At 63.2% G+C, this 17,526-nt stretch carries 15 protein-coding genes and 1 tRNA gene; 10 read left to right on the top strand and 6 right to left on the bottom strand.

Annotated features, from left to right (window positions below; genetic code table 11):
• Positions 1–4: 4 nt before the first annotated feature.
• Positions 5–1,732 carry a muropeptide MFS transporter gene (locus AB433_RS06195; protein WP_047820352.1) on the bottom strand — a complete coding sequence of 576 codons (1,728 nt, stop codon included), beginning with the start codon at positions 1,730–1,732 and terminating at the stop codon, positions 5–7.
• A gap of 114 nt (positions 1,733–1,846) precedes the next feature.
• Here AB433_RS06195 and AB433_RS06190 point away from each other — a divergent pair, with 114 nt between their 5' ends.
• Positions 1,847–2,731: a pseudouridine synthase gene (locus AB433_RS06190; RefSeq protein ID WP_375782402.1), complete on the top strand. Its 885-nt coding sequence runs from the start codon at positions 1,847–1,849 to the stop codon at positions 2,729–2,731.
• Positions 2,728–3,309, top strand: coding sequence for a 16S rRNA (guanine(966)-N(2))-methyltransferase RsmD (gene rsmD / locus AB433_RS06185; protein ID WP_281177792.1), 582 nt, complete (start codon positions 2,728–2,730; stop codon positions 3,307–3,309). Before AB433_RS06190 ends, rsmD begins: the two co-directional genes overlap by 4 nt.
• 23 nt (positions 3,310–3,332) lie before the next feature.
• Here the strand turns inward: rsmD and AB433_RS06180 are convergent, their stop codons facing one another.
• Together AB433_RS06180 and AB433_RS19380 are read right to left on the bottom strand one after the other, a co-directional pair.
• A complete protein-coding gene (locus AB433_RS06180; RefSeq protein WP_047820350.1) occupies positions 3,333–3,677 on the bottom strand; it encodes a hypothetical protein in 345 nt (114 codons plus the stop codon).
• Between the two features lie 182 nt (positions 3,678–3,859).
• The gene (locus AB433_RS19380) at positions 3,860–4,534 is read right to left on the bottom strand and encodes a hypothetical protein (RefSeq protein ID WP_053059018.1); all 675 of its coding nucleotides are present in this window, start codon (positions 4,532–4,534) and stop codon (positions 3,860–3,862) included.
• 108 nt (positions 4,535–4,642) lie between these two features.
• On the opposite strand from AB433_RS19380, the gene AB433_RS06165 reads away from it, so the two are divergent.
• Together AB433_RS06165 and AB433_RS06160 are read left to right on the top strand one after the other, a co-directional pair.
• On the top strand, positions 4,643–6,961 hold the full coding sequence (locus AB433_RS06165; protein WP_047820349.1) for an ATP-dependent helicase: 2,319 nt from the start codon (positions 4,643–4,645) through the stop codon (positions 6,959–6,961).
• 142 nt (positions 6,962–7,103) lie between these two features.
• Positions 7,104–7,541, top strand: coding sequence for an FKBP-type peptidyl-prolyl cis-trans isomerase (locus AB433_RS06160; protein ID WP_047820348.1), 438 nt, complete (start codon positions 7,104–7,106; stop codon positions 7,539–7,541).
• A gap of 18 nt (positions 7,542–7,559) precedes the next feature.
• Here the strand turns inward: AB433_RS06160 and AB433_RS06155 are convergent, their stop codons facing one another.
• On the bottom strand, positions 7,560–8,930 hold the full coding sequence (locus AB433_RS06155; protein WP_047820347.1) for a DEAD/DEAH box helicase: 1,371 nt from the start codon (positions 8,928–8,930) through the stop codon (positions 7,560–7,562).
• A gap of 222 nt (positions 8,931–9,152) precedes the next feature.
• A complete protein-coding gene (locus AB433_RS19375; protein ID WP_053059017.1) occupies positions 9,153–9,641 on the bottom strand; it encodes a hypothetical protein in 489 nt (162 codons plus the stop codon).
• 185 nt (positions 9,642–9,826) lie between these two features.
• On the opposite strand from AB433_RS19375, the gene AB433_RS06145 reads away from it, so the two are divergent.
• Both AB433_RS06145 and AB433_RS06140 read left to right on the top strand, forming a co-directional pair.
• Positions 9,827–11,272 carry an FAD-binding oxidoreductase gene (locus tag AB433_RS06145; RefSeq protein ID WP_047820346.1) on the top strand — a complete coding sequence of 482 codons (1,446 nt, stop codon included), beginning with the start codon at positions 9,827–9,829 and terminating at the stop codon, positions 11,270–11,272.
• Positions 11,273–11,414: 142 nt separating this feature from the next.
• A complete protein-coding gene (locus AB433_RS06140) occupies positions 11,415–12,191 on the top strand; it encodes a SapC family protein (protein ID WP_047820345.1) in 777 nt (258 codons plus the stop codon).
• A 248-nt stretch (positions 12,192–12,439) separates the two neighbouring features.
• Here the strand turns inward: AB433_RS06140 and AB433_RS06135 are convergent, their stop codons facing one another.
• Positions 12,440–13,411, bottom strand: a complete 972-nt coding sequence (locus AB433_RS06135) for an N-formylglutamate amidohydrolase (protein ID WP_047820344.1) — start codon at positions 13,409–13,411, stop codon at positions 12,440–12,442.
• A gap of 257 nt (positions 13,412–13,668) precedes the next feature.
• On the opposite strand from AB433_RS06135, the gene cpdR reads away from it, so the two are divergent.
• The 4 genes from cpdR (at position 13,669) to AB433_RS06115 (ending at position 17,462) form a co-directional block, all read left to right on the top strand.
• Positions 13,669–14,046 carry a cell cycle two-component system response regulator CpdR gene (gene cpdR / locus AB433_RS06130; protein WP_047820343.1) on the top strand — a complete coding sequence of 126 codons (378 nt, stop codon included), beginning with the start codon at positions 13,669–13,671 and terminating at the stop codon, positions 14,044–14,046.
• A 144-nt stretch (positions 14,047–14,190) separates the two neighbouring features.
• A tRNA-Val gene (locus AB433_RS06125) sits at positions 14,191–14,265 on the top strand.
• Positions 14,266–14,472: 207 nt separating this feature from the next.
• A complete protein-coding gene (locus AB433_RS06120; protein WP_047820342.1) occupies positions 14,473–15,699 on the top strand; it encodes an NADP-dependent isocitrate dehydrogenase in 1,227 nt (408 codons plus the stop codon).
• 131 nt (positions 15,700–15,830) lie between these two features.
• Entirely contained in the window at positions 15,831–17,462 is a 1,632-nt protein-coding gene (locus AB433_RS06115) for a bifunctional GNAT family N-acetyltransferase/carbon-nitrogen hydrolase family protein (protein ID WP_047820341.1), read from the top strand.
• Positions 17,463–17,526: the final 64 nt, after the last annotated feature.

Here is a 17,526-nt window from a genome sequence, read left to right as displayed (position 1 = left end):
TTTGCTAAACCGGCGCGACCATCCCCGCGCCCTTGCCCAGTCGCCGCACGCGAATCCATTCGACGATACACGCAACCACCGCGACAAAGCCCAGCAGCGTGGTCAGGATAAACACCGGGTAATACCCCTGCTCGTCGATCATCTGGCCCAGCGCCCCGCGCCCCAGCGTGCCGATCAGGAACGTCAGCGAAGACAGCAGCGCGTATTGCACCGCCGAGTATCCCTTGGCCGTGATCGACGACAAATAGGCCACCAGAGCAGCCCCCGCCAAACCGCCCGCAAGGTTCTCGCCCGCGATGGCCACCATCAGCTTTGCCAGCCGTGCATCGCCGCCCAGCCATTCGACCAGCATCGTGAACCCGGTAAAGTTCGACACTGCCTGCATCGTGTACCCGCCCAGTGCGAGATCGGCATAGAGCAGGTTCGACAGCGCCGCCGTCAAAGCGCCCAGAAACAGCACGGCCATGCGCCCGATAAAGCTGAACAGCGCCCCGCCCAGCGCGATACCCGCCATCAGCGCGCCGACGCCGAAGAACTTTGACGCAACCGCAACCTCGTCCTTCGTATAGTTCAACTCGCCGAGGTAGAATGGATAGGCAAAGCTGCCCCAAACGGTGTCGGTAAAACGGTACGACAGCACCAGCGTCAGCACGATGATCACCGCCCAGCCCAGCCGACCGACAAACTCCGCCAGCGGGAGGATCAGCGCGCGGTAACCCTGATCGACGAAACCATCCAGACTGCCCTTCTTCGGCGCGGCAGCCGCCAAGACATAACGCCCCTTGCGCCGCCAGTTTTCCAGCACCGCTGCGATGATCACCGGCACCACGACCGTCGCGATCACGATCACCGGCCCCATGTTCTGGATGAATTCAACCGAATCGGGCCGCGCGTCGGGATCGCTGGACAGCGAGCGGACCATGAACACGCCTACCGTCACCAGCGCCCAGGCCCACAACACGCCAACGATGGCCAGCGCCCAGCCGCGCACCTTCGGGCTCAGCTGCCCCGCATCGCGCAGCACCCGCAGCGATTCGTCGTCGGCAGCGATAGAGGCGACCGTCTGGTCCGGCTCGGGCGCGAAAATCGCGGCCAGCGCGACCAGCCCCATCGTCGCACCCAAAATCGCATAGACCGTCGGCCAGCCCAGCCGCTCTGCCATGAACAGCGCCAGTGCGCCGCCGACCAGAACCGCAGAACGCCAGCCCAGCTGATACACGGTGGAAAGAATATCGATCGTCGCCACCTCGTCCGCGACATCGACGCGCCATGCGTCCATCACCACATCCTGCGTCGCGCTGGCAAAGGCGCCGATCCCGGCCAGAAGCGACATCATGCCGATGGCGCTGCCCGGATCGAGCCGCGAGACGATCACCAGGATCACCGCCAGCGAAAACTGCGCGGTCACGATCCATTGCTTGCGATGGCCCAGCCGCTTGATGCCCGGAATGTCGATCCGGTCCAGTAACGGCGACCACAGGAACTTGAATGCGAAGGCCAGTCCGATCAGCGAGAAGACGCCCATTGTCTCAAGATCGACCTCGGCATCGCTCATCCACGCATAGAGCGTCGAGAGCAGCAGCGTATAGGGCAGGCCCGACGCAAACCCGAACAACAGCATATAGGCCGTCTTGCGATTGCCCAGCGACGACAGCAATTTACGGAAGCCCGGTTTCGTATCCTTGGCCGGTTCGGCGTCGGGATTGCTTTCGGCTTCGTTGATCGTCGTCATGCGCGCTCCCGTATCTGCACCACTTCAAACTAGAGACAGTCGCGAAGGTTGCAATCGCACGCCGGACCTGTCCCCCACCTTGTGCATCAAGAGCGGATGGCGCATGGCGCTGCCGTGAACAAACCGCCCAGACAGCCGCCGGGTAAACCGCCCGTCCCCAACGACCGCCGCCCGGGGAAGCGCCCGCCGTTCCGGCGCAAGCCCACCGGCGCGCCCAAACCGCCCGCCAAACCGGCGCAGGACGGCCCGCCGCGTGAAGGCGACCGCATCGCGAAGTTGCTTGCCCGCGCAGGCATAGCCAGCCGCCGCGAGGTGGAGCGCATGATCGCCGACGGTCGCATCGCCATCGACGGTGAGGTTCTCGACACGCCCGCCACAGTCCTGACCAGCCTGCGCGGCGTGACGGTGGATGGCAAACCGGTCGGCGCGCCCGAACCGACGCGGCTGTTCCTGTTTCACAAGCCCGCGGGCCTGTTGACGGCGGAGCGCGATCCCAAGGGCCGCCCGACGATCTACACCGCGCTGCGCAATGCGCTGCCACAGGGAACGCCGCGCGTGATGCCGGTGGGACGGCTGGACTATAATACCGAGGGTCTGCTGCTCCTTACCAACGACGGTGAGTTCAAACGCGCGTTGGAGCTGCCATCGTCCGGAATTCCGCGCACCTATCGCGCCAAGGCGATGGGCAAAGTCGGGCAAAACGATCTGGAGGCGCTGTTCGAGGGCATCACTGTCGACGGCGTGCACTACGGCCAGATCGAGGCGAATCTGGAACGCCGCAACGGCCTCCAGAACTGGATCGAGATGACGCTGACCGAGGGCAAGAACCGCGAGGTTCGCAACGTCCTCGAACATCTCGGACTGCAGGTATCGCGCTTGTTGCGCATCGCCTACGGCCCGTTCGTACTGGCCGACCTGCCGCGCGGAGCGGCGGTGGAAGTGCCGCAGGTAGAGGTGGAGCGGTTCCGCAAGGCCATGAAGCGCGAGGCGGCGCGGTGAAAAGCCCGAAAAAATCCGGCCCCGGCGGAATGCGCATCATCGCGGGCGAATGGCGCGGGCGCAAGCTGGTCGCGCCCGATGGCGAGACCACGCGGCCCACGGCGGACCGGACGCGTGAGACTTTGTTCTCCATGCTGGCCAGCCGGATCGGGAGTTTCGAAGGTCTTTACGTCGCCGACCTTTTTGCCGGATCGGGCGCACTGGGGCTGGAGGCTCTATCGCGCGGCGCGGACCGCGTGCTTCTGGTCGAACAGGACGCCAATGCGGTGAAGGCGCTACGCAAGAACATCGCCAGTTTCGACGCCAAGGCGAAGTGCGATGTGCGGGCATCGTCGGTCATGGCGCTCGGCCCCGCACAGGAACAGCCCGATCTGATCATGATGGATCCACCCTATGAAACCGGGGCGGGCGCGGTGGCGCTCGACAAATTGAACCGGCTCGGCTGGATCGCGCCCGGCGCGTGGATCAGTATCGAGACTTCGCGCAAGGAAGATCTCTCCGTCGCCGGGTTCGATGTCGACACCGTGCGCGACAGCGGCAAGGGGCGCATTCACTTGCTGCGCCTCGCCAACATCTAATCGAGGCCTGCGCCCGATAGCGATTACTCTGCGGGCGCTTCGGCCTCTGCCTCGGCAGCTATCGCCGCGTTCTGCTCCGCCGTGCGCATCTTCTCCGCCGGGGTCAGCCCGCTGGCAGGTGCGCCCGGCCAGTGATCCAGCGGCGCGTTGCCGAAATTCAGGCCAGCCTCACGCGGGTTGATGCAGCCGTCCTGCGACTCGGGCGTGCAAACCGGATAGACCGTGTCGCCCACCTTTACCTTGATGGCATGGCCCTTCTCGTTCCGCTCTACGACTTCGGCCTTCATCTCTTCGTGATGGTCGGCCAGTGCCGGTGCGGCGACCGAAACCAGCCCGGCGGCCAGCGATGCTGCGATCATTTTCTTCATGGAAATGTTTCCCCTTAATTCCATTCCGATGTCGGGGATTAGGCCGCATCAGGGCCGATAAGGCAACCCCGATCCCATGACATGGTAAACGCGCACGAAAAGGGGCGGTGGCGCCATGGCGCGCACCGCCCCGCACCCAAGGCGCAGGGATCGCTTACCCGCGCCCGGTGTGCTTCATGCGATTACATCTGGCTGGCGGGCTGCCCCGGCCAGTAATCGAGCGGCACGTTGCCATAGTTCTTACCGGCAGCGCGCGGCTGGATGCAGCTATCCTGAATCTCGCCGCCACAGATCGGATACTCACCTGTGCGAGCCGCCGGCGCGGGTTCGACCGTCGCGTTCGACGCCATGACCTTCGTCGGCTCCTGCTGCGCGGCGATCTGCGCATTGATCGAATCCCAAGCCGCCAGTTGCTGTTCCGGCGTCATGGCCAGAATCTGGCCGCGCTGCGCATCGGTCAGCGCCCACCATGCGGTCTGCTGCTCTGCCGTCAGATCCCAGTAATAGGTCTGGTAATTGTTCGGCCAAGCCCAATAGGCTGTGCGGTAATCCGCCGGCCAATCCCAGTACGCGGTGCGATAGTCGGCGGGCCAATCCCAGTATGTCGTGCGATAGTCGACCGGATAGGTCCAGAACTCGGTCTGATACTCATACGGCCAACCCATATAGACCGTCTGGTACTCGGCGGGCCAAGCGTCGTACTCGGTCTGCTGTGCGGCATCCAGCGCGTCATAGCCACGCTTGTCTTGAACACTGTTCGTGCCGCCGACGGCGTCCTGCGCGGTCGCGATGGTCGGGGCGGCGATAGTCGCGGCGCCAAGCATCACGGCGGCGCCAGCCTTCAAAAGGGTTTTCATCAGGGTCTCCTGTAATCGGATTGATTTTGGTTAAGAAACGCCGTTCGTGTTGGATTCGTTCCGCTTAGCGCCTTGCGTGCGCGCGCGGCGTTCCCTACCTGTTCACGGGTGAGCGACCGCGATTCCCCCCTTGCCGCCAATCTGCCCGAAACTGCCGGAAACCCGCAGGAACCGTGGCTTTTCGGGCTGAATCCGCCGCAGAGGGATGCGGTTCTGACCACCGAAGGCCCGGTTCTGATGCTGGCCGGGGCGGGAACCGGCAAGACGGCGGCGCTTACCGCGCGTCTTGCACACCTCGTCGCAACGCGTCGGGCGTGGCCGAGCGAGATTCTGTGTGTCACTTTCACCAACAAGGCCGCCCGCGAAATGCGCGAACGCGTTGGCCGGATGGCGGGCCCTGCCGTCGAAGGGATGCCGTGGCTGGGCACGTTTCATGCGGTCGCGGCAAAGATGCTGCGGCGGCATGCGGAAATCGTCGGGCTGCAATCGAATTACACGATTATCGATACCGACGATCAGCTCCGGCTGTTGAAACAGCTGATCCAGTCGGAAAATCTCGACGAAAAGCGCTGGCCCGCGCGGCAACTGGCCGGGCTGATCGACCGCTGGAAGAACCGCGGGCTGAACCCGGCGGACCTCGATGCGGCGGAGAACGAGGCCTATGCCAACGGCAAGGGCGCGCATTTTTACGGCCTTTACCAGAACCGGCTGAAGGCGTTGAACGCCTGCGATTTCGGCGACCTGCTGCTGCACATGCTGAACATTTTTCGGCGTGAGAAGGACATTCTGGACAGTTATCGCCAGCGGTTCAAATATATCATGGTGGACGAATATCAGGACACCAACGTCGTTCAGTATCTGTGGCTTCGTCTGCTCGCCCAACCGCGTCACAATATCTGCGTTGTGGGCGATGACGACCAGTCCATCTATTCATGGCGCGGCGCAGAAGTTGCCAATATCCTGCGGTTCGAAAAGGATTTTCCCGGCGCGAAGGTTATCAAGCTGGAGCAGAACTATCGCTCCACGCCCGAAATCCTCGCCGCCGCATCGGGCCTGATCGATGCCAATTCCGAACGTCTGGGCAAGACGCTGTGGACCGAGATCGGATCGGGCGAAAAAGTCCGGGTGATCGGGGTGTGGGACGGATCGGAGGAAGCCCGCCGCATCGGGGACGAGGCAGAGGGTCTGACCCGACGTGGGATCAAGCTCTCGCAGGCAGCGATCCTTGTCCGCGCGCAGTTCCAGACGCGCGAGTTCGAGGACCGCTTCATCCAGATCGGCCTGCCCTACAAGATCATCGGCGGGTTTCGCTTTTACGAGCGCGCCGAAATTCGCGATGCCCTCGCCTATCTGCGCGTCATCGCCCAGCCCAGCGACGATCTTGGGTTCGAGCGGATCTACAACACGCCGAAACGCGGGCTTGGCGCAAAGGCGCTGGAAAAGCTGCATGTTCACGCGCGGGCGCAGGGCATTCCGCTGGCGCAAGCGGCGCTGGAAATCTGCGATACCGACGAACTGCCCGCGCGGGGGCGCAATACGCTGCTTGCCCTGATGCGCGATTTCGCGCGTTGGCGAGAGGCTGCGCAGACGCTCAGCCCGGCCGAACTGGCGCGCACGGTGCTGGACGAGAGCGGCTATACCGCGATGCTCCAGGCGGAAAAATCTGCCGAGGCGGCGGGGCGTCTGGAAAACCTGTCCGAACTCGCCCGCGCGATGGAGGAGTACGAGACGCTGGGCGCATTCCTCGAACACGTCAGCCTTGTCATGGACAACGATGCAAAGGATACCGAGGATACGCTGACCATCATGACGATGCACGGCGCGAAGGGGCTGGAATTCGATCACGTCTTCCTGCCCGGTTGGGAGGAAGGCGTCTTCCCGTCACAGCGCGCAATCGACGAAGGCGGCCTCAAAAGCCTCGAGGAAGAGCGCCGCCTTGCCTATGTCGCAATCACGCGGGCGCGGCGCGAATGCACGATCCTGCACGCCGCGAACCGGCGCATCTATGGCCAGTGGACCAGCTCTATCCCAAGCCGGTTCGTCGAGGAATTGCCCGAGGCGATGATCGAGATGGAGACGACGATGACCGGCGGCGCCTCGCTATGGCGGGCACAATGGTCCGAAAGCGGCGATCCTTTCGCCCACGTCGCCAAGGCGCAGCCCGCTCGCACGATGACCCGCGGCCCCGGCTGGCAACGCGCAGCGGCGAGTGAATACGATCCGACCCCGCGCCGCATCCCAGAGGCACGGCGCAGCGCCGCCAGCTTTGCCGCGAAGGCCCGCACCGACATCGCCATCGGGGACCGCGTATTCCATGACAAGTTCGGCTATGGCGAGGTCATCGGGCAGGAAGGCAACAAGCTGGAAATTGCGTTTGAAAGCGGAACTTCGAAGCGCGTGATCGACAGCTTCGTAAGGCCGGCCTGAACGACAGGCATGCCCGCCGCTCCGCCGCCGATTTGACTCAGCGGCCCTCGCTTGCGACCCTTGGGGCGAATGCGGCGCCACTGCGGGCGTCGGTCCAGACGGCGCGCCGTGCGCCGAACCGTAAAATCCCAAAGGAATTTTCATGCAGACTGCGAAGAGCGGTGACACCGTCCTTATCAACTACGTCGTGAAGACCGGCGATGGGCAAGTCGTGGGCAACACCGGACAGCAGGGACCACAGGCCGTGACCATCGGCGGCGATCAGATTTTCCCGCAAATTCAGGATGCGCTGACCGGCATGGAGGTCGGCGGCGAAACGTCGGTGACGATCGAAGCCGCCAACGCCTTCGGTCCGCGCAGGGAAGAGATGATCGTCGAAATCCCGCGCGCCAACCTGCCCGCAGAGCCGGAACCACAGCCCGGCATGCAGCTAAGCGCGCAGCAGCAGGACGGGAACACCGTCAACATGGTGATCACCAAAGTCGGTCCCGAAGCGATTACCGCAGACGGCAACCATCCGCTTGCGAGTCAAGACCTGACGTTCGATCTGAAGCTCACGGAAATTCAGGCCGCGGCCTGATCCGAAACCAGATCTGACCTAAAACGCCGAAACGCCGAGGAAGTCGGGCACCGGGCCGTTCCATGCGCCCGGTTCGCTCGGCTCTTCGGCCTCGTCGCGGCGCGGGCGCGACTGACGCTCTGGCTTGCGATCCGCCTTTTCGGCGCGCGGCTTGCGTTCGCGCTTGGGCCGCTCTTCGCGTTCATCCTCACGCTCGTCATCGTCGCGGCGCGAACGGCTGCGGCGGGCTGGCTTTTCTTCCTGCGATTCGGGATAGCCGTGTTCGGCGAAGTGCGCCTTGAAATCGAAAGCGGGCAGCTTCGACTTGGTCAGCTTTTCCACGTTATCCAGCGCTTCGGCATCGTCGGGCGCGATCAGGGTGAAGGCGCGGCCCTTGGCCCCGGCGCGGCCCGTACGGCCCACACGGTGGACGTAATCGTCAGGGTGCCACGGACAGTCGAAATTGACGACGTGGCTAACGCCCTTGATGTCCAGCCCGCGCGCGGCAACGTCGCTGGCGCATAGGATATTGATCTTGCCTTCCTTGAACTGCGCCAGTTCGGCCAGCCGCGCGGGCTGATCCATGTCGCCGTGAATTTCACCGGTGCGGAAACCGTGGCGTTGCAGGCTCTTGTTCAGCTCTCGCACCGTCGTCTTGCGGTTGGCGAAGATGATCGCGGTGCTGACATTGTCGTTTTCAAGGATCCAGCGCAGCGCCTCGCGCTTTTTGCGGGCGGGCACGTCCATCTTGAACTGCGCGATGTTGTCGTTCGTGCTCGCCGCGCGGCTGACTTCGATGTTCTTGGGGTTCGACAGGAACCGGTCGGCCAGCTTCTTGATCGGCGGCGGCATCGTTGCGCTGAACAACAGGGTCTGGCGCGCCGTCGGCAGTTTTTCGCAAATCGTCTCGATATCGGGGATGAATCCCATGTCGAGCATGCGGTCCGCCTCATCGATGACCAGCAGGTCGCAACCGGTCAGCAGGATCTTCCCCCGCTCGAACAGGTCCATCAACCGGCCCGGCGTGGCGATCAGCACGTCGACGCCTTCGTCCAGCGCCTTCACCTGATCGGCCATCTGCACGCCGCCGATCAGCAGCGCCATTTTCAGGTCGTGGTTGGTGCCGTACTTCTCGAAGTTCTCGGCAACCTGCGCCGCCAGTTCACGGGTCGGTTCAAGGATCAGCGAACGCGGCATCCGCGCGCGGCGGCGACCGTGCGCCAGGATGTCGATCATCGGCAGCACGAAGCTGGCCGTTTTGCCCGTACCCGTCTGGGCGATGCCGATCAGGTCGCGCATCATCAGCACGCTGGGGATCGCTTGCGCCTGAATCGGCGTCGGTTCGTCATAACCGGCCGTTTCGACCGATTTCAGCAATTCTTCAGACAGGCCGAGATCGGCGAACTTCATGCAATCATCCCTGATAACAGGCGGGTTTTAGCGAAAACGATCCCGGCACATCGAAAAGGGCCGGGCACGAAATGAAAACATCGTGATGGGCAAGGCGGGGCCGCCCTGCGTCCCAGGCCGTTACCGCCGCAACGGGCGGGCCCGGAATATCTTGCGCGCCGCTATGCGCAAGACCGGCGAAAAGTCAAGCAGAAGCGCCATTCGGGCGGGGGATCGTGCGGCTCAATCGCCGTCGGTTTCAACCTCGTGAAACGAGCTGAGCACGCAATCCGCGCCGGACCGGGCATGCAGTGCCTCTCTCCCCGCGCAGAGCAAACCGTCCTCGGACCGTTCGACGTAGAACCCCGAATAGAAGCTGCTGACCTGACAGGTCCGGTCGAACTTGGTTCCGATCACACGTTTATCGCGCAGGTAGAGCAGCAGGTTGCGCCCGCTGCCCAGCCGCACACCGGCGATGTTCGACAGCGGGATGCAATCCTCTATCGGGCGGCGCGAGTGCACGACGATAGGTTCTTCGTCGGCCTGCACTTGCGGACGGCTGACGCGACTGAGCGGGGTGATCCGCACGATGACGCGCTGGCGCACTTCCGTCCGGGTCTGGAACTGGATGTCGGAAAACGGCACCGCGGCCTCTTCCGGCAAGGGCACGTCTGCGCTCGCGCTGGCCAATGCCAACGGGAAAAGCAACGATGCGCCAAGCGCCAGTCCCAAAGTCCCTCAACTCCTGCCTGAACGAGTTACAGCGATAGGCACGGCAAGCGCCGCGCCGCAAGTGCCGGATGTCGGTGTGCCCTAATGATACGCCGGGATTGAATGACCGGTGAACCGGTGCCACCTCTGGGCCAGCACAGAAACTCTGGGCCAGCACGTAGAGCCTGGGAAAAAGGCAAGAACCGATGAACGACAACGCCATAATCGATAGCCGCACAGATCAGGCAGGATTCTTCAATGCTGCCCGCGCGATTCTGGGCGACAAGGGACTGATCACCGATCCCGACGATATCGAGCCATGGCTGACCGACTGGCGCGGGCGTTATCACGGCAAGGCCCTCGCCCTCGCCCAGCCCGCCAATGCAGATGAACTGGCCGGTGCGGTGCGACTTTGTGCGGAGCGAGCAATTCCCATCGTGGCGCAGGGCGGCAATTCGGGCATGGTCGGCGGGGCGACGCCCGACGATAGCGGCACGGCGCTGCTGCTCTCCACCCGGCGTATGACCGATATTGCGATCGACGCCGATGCCATGACCGCAACCTGCGGTGCAGGCGCGATCCTTCAGGTGCTGCACGAGGCGGCAGAGGCGCAGGACCTGCGCTTTCCCCTGTCGCTGGGCGGCAAAGGGTCGGCCACGGTGGGCGGGCTGGTCTCAACCAACGCGGGCGGCACGCAAGTGCTGCGCCACGGGGTGATGCGCGCGCTGGTTCTTGGGTTGGAGGTCGTGCTGGCCGACGGCAGCGTGCTCGACATGACTTCGGCGTTGAAGAAGGACAATCGCGGGTTCGACCTGAAGCAGGTCTTCGTCGGGTCCGAAGGTACACTGGGGATCGTGACCCGCGCGGTGCTGAAACTTTCGCCCGCCATTGCAGAGCGGCGGGTCGCGGTGGTCGGACTCGATTCGCTGCACCGGGCGCGTGAACTGCTGCTCCATTGCGATGCGGCGCTGCCCGATGCGCTGGAGGGGTTCGAGGTTATGCCGCAGTCCTGCATCGATGCGGTGAAAGCCTATAACCCCGATACGCAAGACCCGCTGGAAACGCGCCACGCGTGGTATGCGCTGCTGGAATTCGTGGCCGACCGCGCCGGGGCGGAAATGCTGGGTGAGCGGGTGGAGGAAACGCTGTTCGCCGCGCTGGAAAAGGGCCTTGGCGACGATGCCGTGATCGCCGCGAACGAGGCGCAGGCAGAGGCATTCTGGACAATCCGCGAGACGATCTCTCCGGCCGAAAAGGCCAAGGGACCGGCGGCGCAGCACGACATATCGGTTCCGGTCGAGAAAATGCCCGATTTCGTCGAGGCGGCCACAAAGCGAATCCTTGCCGACCACCCCGACCACGAAGTCGCCGCCTTCGGCCATCTTGGTGACGGCAACGTCCATTTCCACGTCATCGCCCCGCGCGGGGCCGATGCGGCGGAGTGGGGGCCCGCGACCGGCAAGGACATCAGCCGTTTCGTCTATGACTTCGTGACCGAATGGGGCGGATCGATCAGCGCCGAACACGGCATCGGGCAGGACAAGCGCGACGTGCTGCACGCCACGCACGATCCGGTTGCGCTGCGCACAATGCAGGCGATCAAGCAGGCGCTTGATCCGCAAGGCATTCTGAACCCCGGCAAGCTGATCTGAGCAATTGGCCCGATATGGCGGCGATAATGGCCGCCAGCCGCCTTGCGCGGGCGGGCGCAACTCCCTAAACCCCGCCGCACGTTCGCCCCAGGGCGACCACGACATCCGATTTTCAACCGTTTTTCCGAACCGGAGAGTACCCATGGCCAGCGCGCCGAACGCCAATCTACCCATGTTCTACAAGAGCCTTATTCCGCTCAACAGCAACCAGCACGGTGCCTTCAAGGCAAAGTCGACCGACAAGGCCCCCTGGCTGGCGAACGAGCACGCGATTCCGCTGACGGTCGAGGAATTCCCGATGGCGCAGCGCCATTTCCCGATCATCTTTTCAAGCGGCGAAAACCCGGTTCCACTGGCGCTGATGGGCCTGAACGAAGGCGTGAACGTATTCTTCGACGAAGACGGTTCGATGGGCACCAACTGCTATGTCCCGGCCTATGTCCGCCGTTATCCCTTCATGCTGGCACGGCTGCAGCCCGATAGCGACCAGCTGTCGCTGTGCTTCGATCCGTCGACGGACCTTGTCGGCGAATTCGACGATGGCGAGGCGCTGTTCGCCGATGGCCAGCCCAGCGAAGCAACCCAGAACATCCTGAAGTTCAACGAACATTTCGAGACTGCCGGTCAGAAGACCAAGGCGTTCATCGACGAGTTGAAAAAGCACGACCTGCTGATGGACGGCGAACTGTCGATCGCGCGCGATGAAGGCCAGCCTTTCGTTTATCGCGGGTTCCAGATGGTGAATCAGGAAAAGCTGAAGGAAGTGCGCGGCGACGTGCTGCGCCAATGGAATCAGAACGGCCTGTGGATGCTGATCGTGGCGCACCTGTTCTCGCTCGACCTGACCCGCGAAATCTTCTCGCGCCAGATCGCGCAGGGCAAGGGCCCGCAGCTTCAGCCGCAGCCGGCCAACGCCTGAAACCGCCGAAATCCGGGGAATTCGGCGTGACCTGCGCCAATCCTTCGGCTTTCAAGATAGCGAAAAAATAAATCTTGCCTGATGCACTCTTGCAACAGGATGGCGGATAGCCTATTTAGAGGATGTCCGGGTCGGGCTTCCCTCATGGCCTACCGGACTGACGCATTAGCGTGCGTCAACCTCCCTGAACCTTGACCACCCCGTGACTCGTTACGGGGTGGTTTTTTATGTGCCGTACATTTGCACGCCTATTCCGCCGCCTGAACCCAGCGAACGGATCGATCCGTCAGCGTAGCGATCAGCGCTTGCACCAATCCTGAGACCAGTTCGGCCTGATCGCGCACGCCCGCGCCGGGGCGGTCGGTATCAAGGTAAAGGCTTCGCGCAACTTCCAGCTGGATCGCATGCACGCCCTTGCGCGGATTGCCATGCCGGTCGAGCACATAGCCCCCCGCATAGGGCCGGTTATAGGCCGGGACCGCCCCGCCCCGCACCATCGCATCGAGCGCGGTGTCGATCAGTTCACGGTCGCAGCTCGCACCGAACCGGTCGCCCAGCACGTGCCGCGCCGGGGGCATCCCCTGCCGCGCTGGCAAGTCGGGCATCGAGTGCAGGTCAAGCAGCAGCACTTCGCCCCACAGGCGCTGCATCGCCTCCAACGTACGCCCTAGGGCATCGTGATAAGGTGCATGAATGCCCGCGATGCGCCGCTCTGCCTCACTCGGCTCCATCGGATGCCGCCACACTTCACCCACGCCCGGCAAGCGGCGAGGAAACAGGCCGAGGCCACGCAGCGAACGGCTGCCCAGCGTACCGCCGCGGGGCATCTTCCGGCGCAGTGCAGCCCGCTCCGCCTCATCCGCGCGAAACATTGATGGGTCGAGATCTGTCGGTTCGCGGTTCAGGTCGATCATCGCGCGCGGCGCATGGGCGACCAGCAGGGGCGCCTTGACCAGCGCCGCAGCTTCGCGCGCAACGTGATCGACAAAGCGATCCTCCAATCGCTGACAAGACAGGTCCGCGCTGCGCATCCGGTCGAGCACGGCGGGCGGATAGGCGCGGCCTGCGTGCGGCACCGCGATCAGGACCGGCCCCAGCGACGCATGGCCGTGCAACGTGAAGGCGGGCCGCGACAGGCCGGGAATTGACCCGCCGGACTCGATCTCTCCGCGCCTTTCAGGTGCTGTCGGTTCGGGATTTGCGGGGCGGCTTTCGGGCATTGCCGGTCACGCTGTCCCGCCCCGGCCCCCGCGTCAATGGCGGTGTGCCCACCCTGCCCAGCTTATCGCGCCGACCGACCGCTTGTCCCGATCATGCACAGCGCGTGCAAACTGTGAAAATATTAAGGCATTTTGTTATAGTGCCCGGATCGGGGATAATGGATCGGTCACCATGCGCGGCATGGTTCGCACGCCATCCACAGCGTTAACTACGCGTCTTTTCGGGGCGCGGTAGCAAGGGTTACGAAGGGCTCATCATGATTCGCATTCTGCTCGCCGAAGACGAAGATTCGATGCGCACCTATCTTGCCCGCGCGCTGGAAAACGCCGGGTATGAGGTTGTGGCGGTCGATCGTGGCACCCACGCCCTGCCCCTGCTGACCGAACAGCATTTCGACCTTTTGCTGTCGGATATCGTCATGCCCGAAATGGACGGCATCGAACTGGCGCAGCGCTGCGCGCAGGTTTCGCCGACGACGAAGGTGATGTTCATCACCGGTTTCGCCGCCGTGACGATGAAGGCCAGCCGAGAGGCGCCGCAGGCCAAGGTCCTGTCAAAGCCGTTTCACCTGCGCGATCTTGTGCTTGAAGTCGAACGGCTTTTCGACGGAACGATGGCGCACGCCAACCTGTAATCCGCCCTTTCGCAGCGGATTTCAAAAAGCTGTAAAATCGGGGTTGCCTGCCCACCGCGCTGAGGCTAAAGGCCTGCCCCTGCCCACCGGTATGCGACGAAGCACCGGGACCGGGATACCGGATTGGGGCCATGCCGATGGTGTGGGCGTATAGCTCAGTGGTAGAGCACTATGTTGACATCGTAGGGGTCGCAAGTTCAATCCTTGCTACGCCCACCATCGGGTAAATCCGAACAGCCTCGCGAATTCCTACTGCATCCGATGTGGACGCGGCCAATATGGACGCAGGTTGCCGTTTATCGGCACCAACGGCGCACCGATGCGCCTTGCGCTTGGCCCTTGCTTTGCTAAGAGGCGCGCAAATATTCTTTGGCACGTCGTTCGGCGCGCCCTCCCTTCAAAGAAACGATAGAGACAGGAAGCCCCATGCAGAAGATCAAGGTAGCGAACCCGGTCGTCGAGATCGACGGCGACGAGATGACCCGCATCATCTGGCAGTGGATCCGCGAACGCCTGATCCTGCCCTACCTCGACATCGATCTGAAGTACTACGATCTCTCGGTCGAAAAGCGTGACGAAACCGACGACCAGATCACCGTCGACTGCGCCAATGCGATCAAGGAATACGGCGTCGGCGTGAAGTGCGCCACGATCACCCCGGACGAAGCCCGCGTAGAGGAATTCAACCTCAAGAAAATGTGGCGTTCGCCCAACGGCACGATCCGCAACATCCTTGGCGGTGTCGTATTCCGCGAACCGATCGTCATCGACAATGTTCCGCGCCTTGTCCCCGGCTGGACCGACCCCATCGTCGTCGGCCGTCACGCGTTCGGCGACCAGTATCGCGCGACCGACACGCTTATCCCCGGCAAGGGCACGCTGCGCCTCGTTTTCGATAGCGAAGACGGCAAGAACGACCTCGACCTCGAAGTCTACGAATTCCCCAGCTCGGGCGTCGCGATGGCGATGTACAACCTCGACGATTCGATCCGCGACTTCGCCCGCGCGTCGTTCAACTATGGCCTCGGCCTTGGCTGGCCGGTTTACCTGTCGACCAAGAACACGATCATGAAGGCCTATGACGGGCGCTTCAAGGACCTGTTCCAGGAAGTCTTCGACACCGAAGGCTTTGCGGAAAAGTTCAAGGAAAAGGGCATCCACTACGAACACCGCCTGATCGACGACATGGTCGCATCGGCCCTGAAGTGGAGCGGCAAGTTCGTCTGGGCCTGCAAGAACTACGACGGCGACGTGCAGTCGGATACGGTTGCGCAGGGCTATGGCTCGCTCGGCCTGATGACCTCCGTCCTGATGGCGCCCGACGGCAAGACCGTAGAGGCCGAAGCCGCCCACGGCACCGTCACCCGCCACTATCGCCAGCACCAGCAGGGCAAGGCGACCTCGACCAACCCGATCGCATCGATCTTCGCGTGGACCCGCGGCCTGATGTATCGCGGCAAGTTCGACAACACGCCCGATGTCGTGAAGTTCGCCGAAACGCTGGAGCGCGTCTGCGTGAAGTGTGTCGAGGAAGGCAAGATGACCAAGGACCTTGCGCTGCTGATCGGCCCGTCGCAGGACTGGATGACGACCGAGCAGTTCTTCGAAGCCATCGTCGAGGGTCTCGAACAGGAAATGAAGAACTGGGCGTAACGCCCGCGCCGGTTCCGGCACGATAGAGCAAAGGCCCTCCGCCCGGTTCGCGGGCGGAGGGCCTTTCTTTTTGCGCCCGCCCGTCGTCTGCCCCCTCGCATTTCGCGGCCCAGTCGCTAGATGGTGGCGCGATGACCGAACGCAGCAGCAAAGCCCGCCTCGAAGTCCGTCAGGCCAAGGCCACGGACGTATCCGCCATCGCCGCCCTGATCCGTCGGGTCTATATCGACCTGCCGCCCTATACATTCGGCGAAATCCGCGGGCAGCTGAACAACTATCCCGAAGGTTGCTTCATCGCGAAGCTGGACGGCAAGCTGGTCGGATACTGCGCGTCGATGCGCGTCACCAACAGCATGGCGATGCGCCAGCACACCTGGGACGAGATCACCGGCAACGGCTTCGGCTCTCGCCACATGCCCAATGGCGAATGGCTCTACGGGTACGAGATGTGCGTCGACCCCAAGGTACGCGGCACCCGCATCGGGCGCAGGCTTTACGAAGAACGCCGCGCGCTGGCCGAACGCCTGGAACTGTCGGGCATCGTCTTCGGCGGGCGTATGCCGAACTACACCCGCAACCAGCGCAAGGTGAGCAGCCCGCAGGACTATCTGGACAAGGTGGTCGAGGGGAAGATCCACGACCCCGTCCTGCGCTTTCAACTGGCCAACGGGTTCGAACCGATCGGCATCCTGAAGGGCTATCTGCCAGAGGACAAGAAGTCGAAGACCAACGCCGTCCACATGGTCTGGCGCAACCCGTATGTCGACAAGGACGAGCCGAAGAAATTCCGCGTTCCCCGCGACGTCGAACAGGTGCGCATCGCCACCTGCCAGCTGCAGGCGCGGCAGGTGAAAGACTATGACGAGTTCATGCGCGGCGTCGAATATTTCGTCGACGTTGCAGCAGATTACGAGGCAGACTTCATCCTCTTTCCCGAACTGTTCACCCTGCCCCTACTGTCATTCGCGGATCAGGAATTGAGCAGTCAGGAATCGATCGAGGCGCTGTCGCACTATACCCCGCAGATCAAGAAGGCGCTGTCGAAGATGGCGTTGGAATACAACATCAACATCATCGGCGGTTCGCACCCGACCCGGATGGAGGACGGCGACATCCACAACGTCGCTTATGTCTGCCTGCGCGACGGGTCGATCCACGAGCAGGAGAAAATCCACCCCACCCCGAACGAGGCATATTGGTGGAACATCAAGGGCGGCGACAGCATCGACGCGATCCAGACGGACTGCGGCCCGATTGGCGTGCTGATCTGCTATGACAGCGAGTTTCCCGAGCTTGCGCGCCGTCTGGTGGACGAAGGCGCGCGGATCATCTTCGTGCCATTCTGCACCGACAGCCGTCAGGGTTACATGCGCGTCCGCTATTGCGCGCAGGCCCGCGCGATCGAGAACCAGTGCTTCATGGTGATGAGCGGCAATGTCGGCAACCTGCCCAATGTCGGCAACGTGGACATTCAGTACGCGCAGTCCTGCATCCTGACCCCGTGCGACTTCCCTTTCGCCCGCGACGGCATTGCCGCAGAGGCGAGCGAGAACGTCGAAACGCTGACCATCAGCGACGTGAACCTTGCCGACCTGTCATGGGCCCGCGCCGAAGGCACCGTCCGCAACCTCGCCGACCGACGCTTCGACCTTTACCAGATCGAGTGGGCGGATCAGGTCGGCAAGCCGCAGACCGCACTGGCGGGCCGCGACGAGGACACGAGCAGCAAACCGCTGGGCACGCGCACGATGGGCGGCGGCTGACGCCGGGTCGGGGCGGCGGCTGACGCCGAGTCGGGGCGGTGCCTGAGGCCGGATCAACGCGCCC

Source organism: Croceicoccus naphthovorans (assembly GCF_001028705.1).
Classification (GTDB): Bacteria; Pseudomonadota; Alphaproteobacteria; order Sphingomonadales; family Sphingomonadaceae; genus Croceicoccus; species Croceicoccus naphthovorans.
This window is presented reverse-complemented; position numbering and strand designations above follow the sequence as displayed.

Bases quoted from the DNA above. Each gene is read 5' to 3' on its own strand.
- AB433_RS06195 (WP_047820352.1), bottom strand. From the start codon at position 1,732: ATGACGACGATCAACGAAGCCGAAAGCAATCCCGACGCCGAACCGGCC.
- AB433_RS06180 (WP_047820350.1), bottom strand. From the start codon at position 3,677: ATGAAGAAAATGATCGCAGCATCGCTGGCCGCCGGGCTGGTTTCGGTC.
- AB433_RS19380 (WP_053059018.1), bottom strand. From the start codon at position 4,534: ATGAAAACCCTTTTGAAGGCTGGCGCCGCCGTGATGCTTGGCGCCGCG.
- AB433_RS06160 (WP_047820348.1), top strand. From the start codon at position 7,104: ATGCAGACTGCGAAGAGCGGTGACACCGTCCTTATCAACTACGTCGTG.
- AB433_RS06155 (WP_047820347.1), bottom strand. From the start codon at position 8,930: ATGAAGTTCGCCGATCTCGGCCTGTCTGAAGAATTGCTGAAATCGGTC.
- AB433_RS06145 (WP_047820346.1), top strand. From the start codon at position 9,827: ATGAACGACAACGCCATAATCGATAGCCGCACAGATCAGGCAGGATTC.
- AB433_RS06140 (WP_047820345.1), top strand. From the start codon at position 11,415: ATGGCCAGCGCGCCGAACGCCAATCTACCCATGTTCTACAAGAGCCTT.
- AB433_RS06135 (WP_047820344.1), bottom strand. From the start codon at position 13,411: ATGCCCGAAAGCCGCCCCGCAAATCCCGAACCGACAGCACCTGAAAGG.
- cpdR (WP_047820343.1), top strand. From the start codon at position 13,669: ATGATTCGCATTCTGCTCGCCGAAGACGAAGATTCGATGCGCACCTAT.
- AB433_RS06120 (WP_047820342.1), top strand. From the start codon at position 14,473: ATGCAGAAGATCAAGGTAGCGAACCCGGTCGTCGAGATCGACGGCGAC.
- AB433_RS06115 (WP_047820341.1), top strand. From the start codon at position 15,831: ATGACCGAACGCAGCAGCAAAGCCCGCCTCGAAGTCCGTCAGGCCAAG.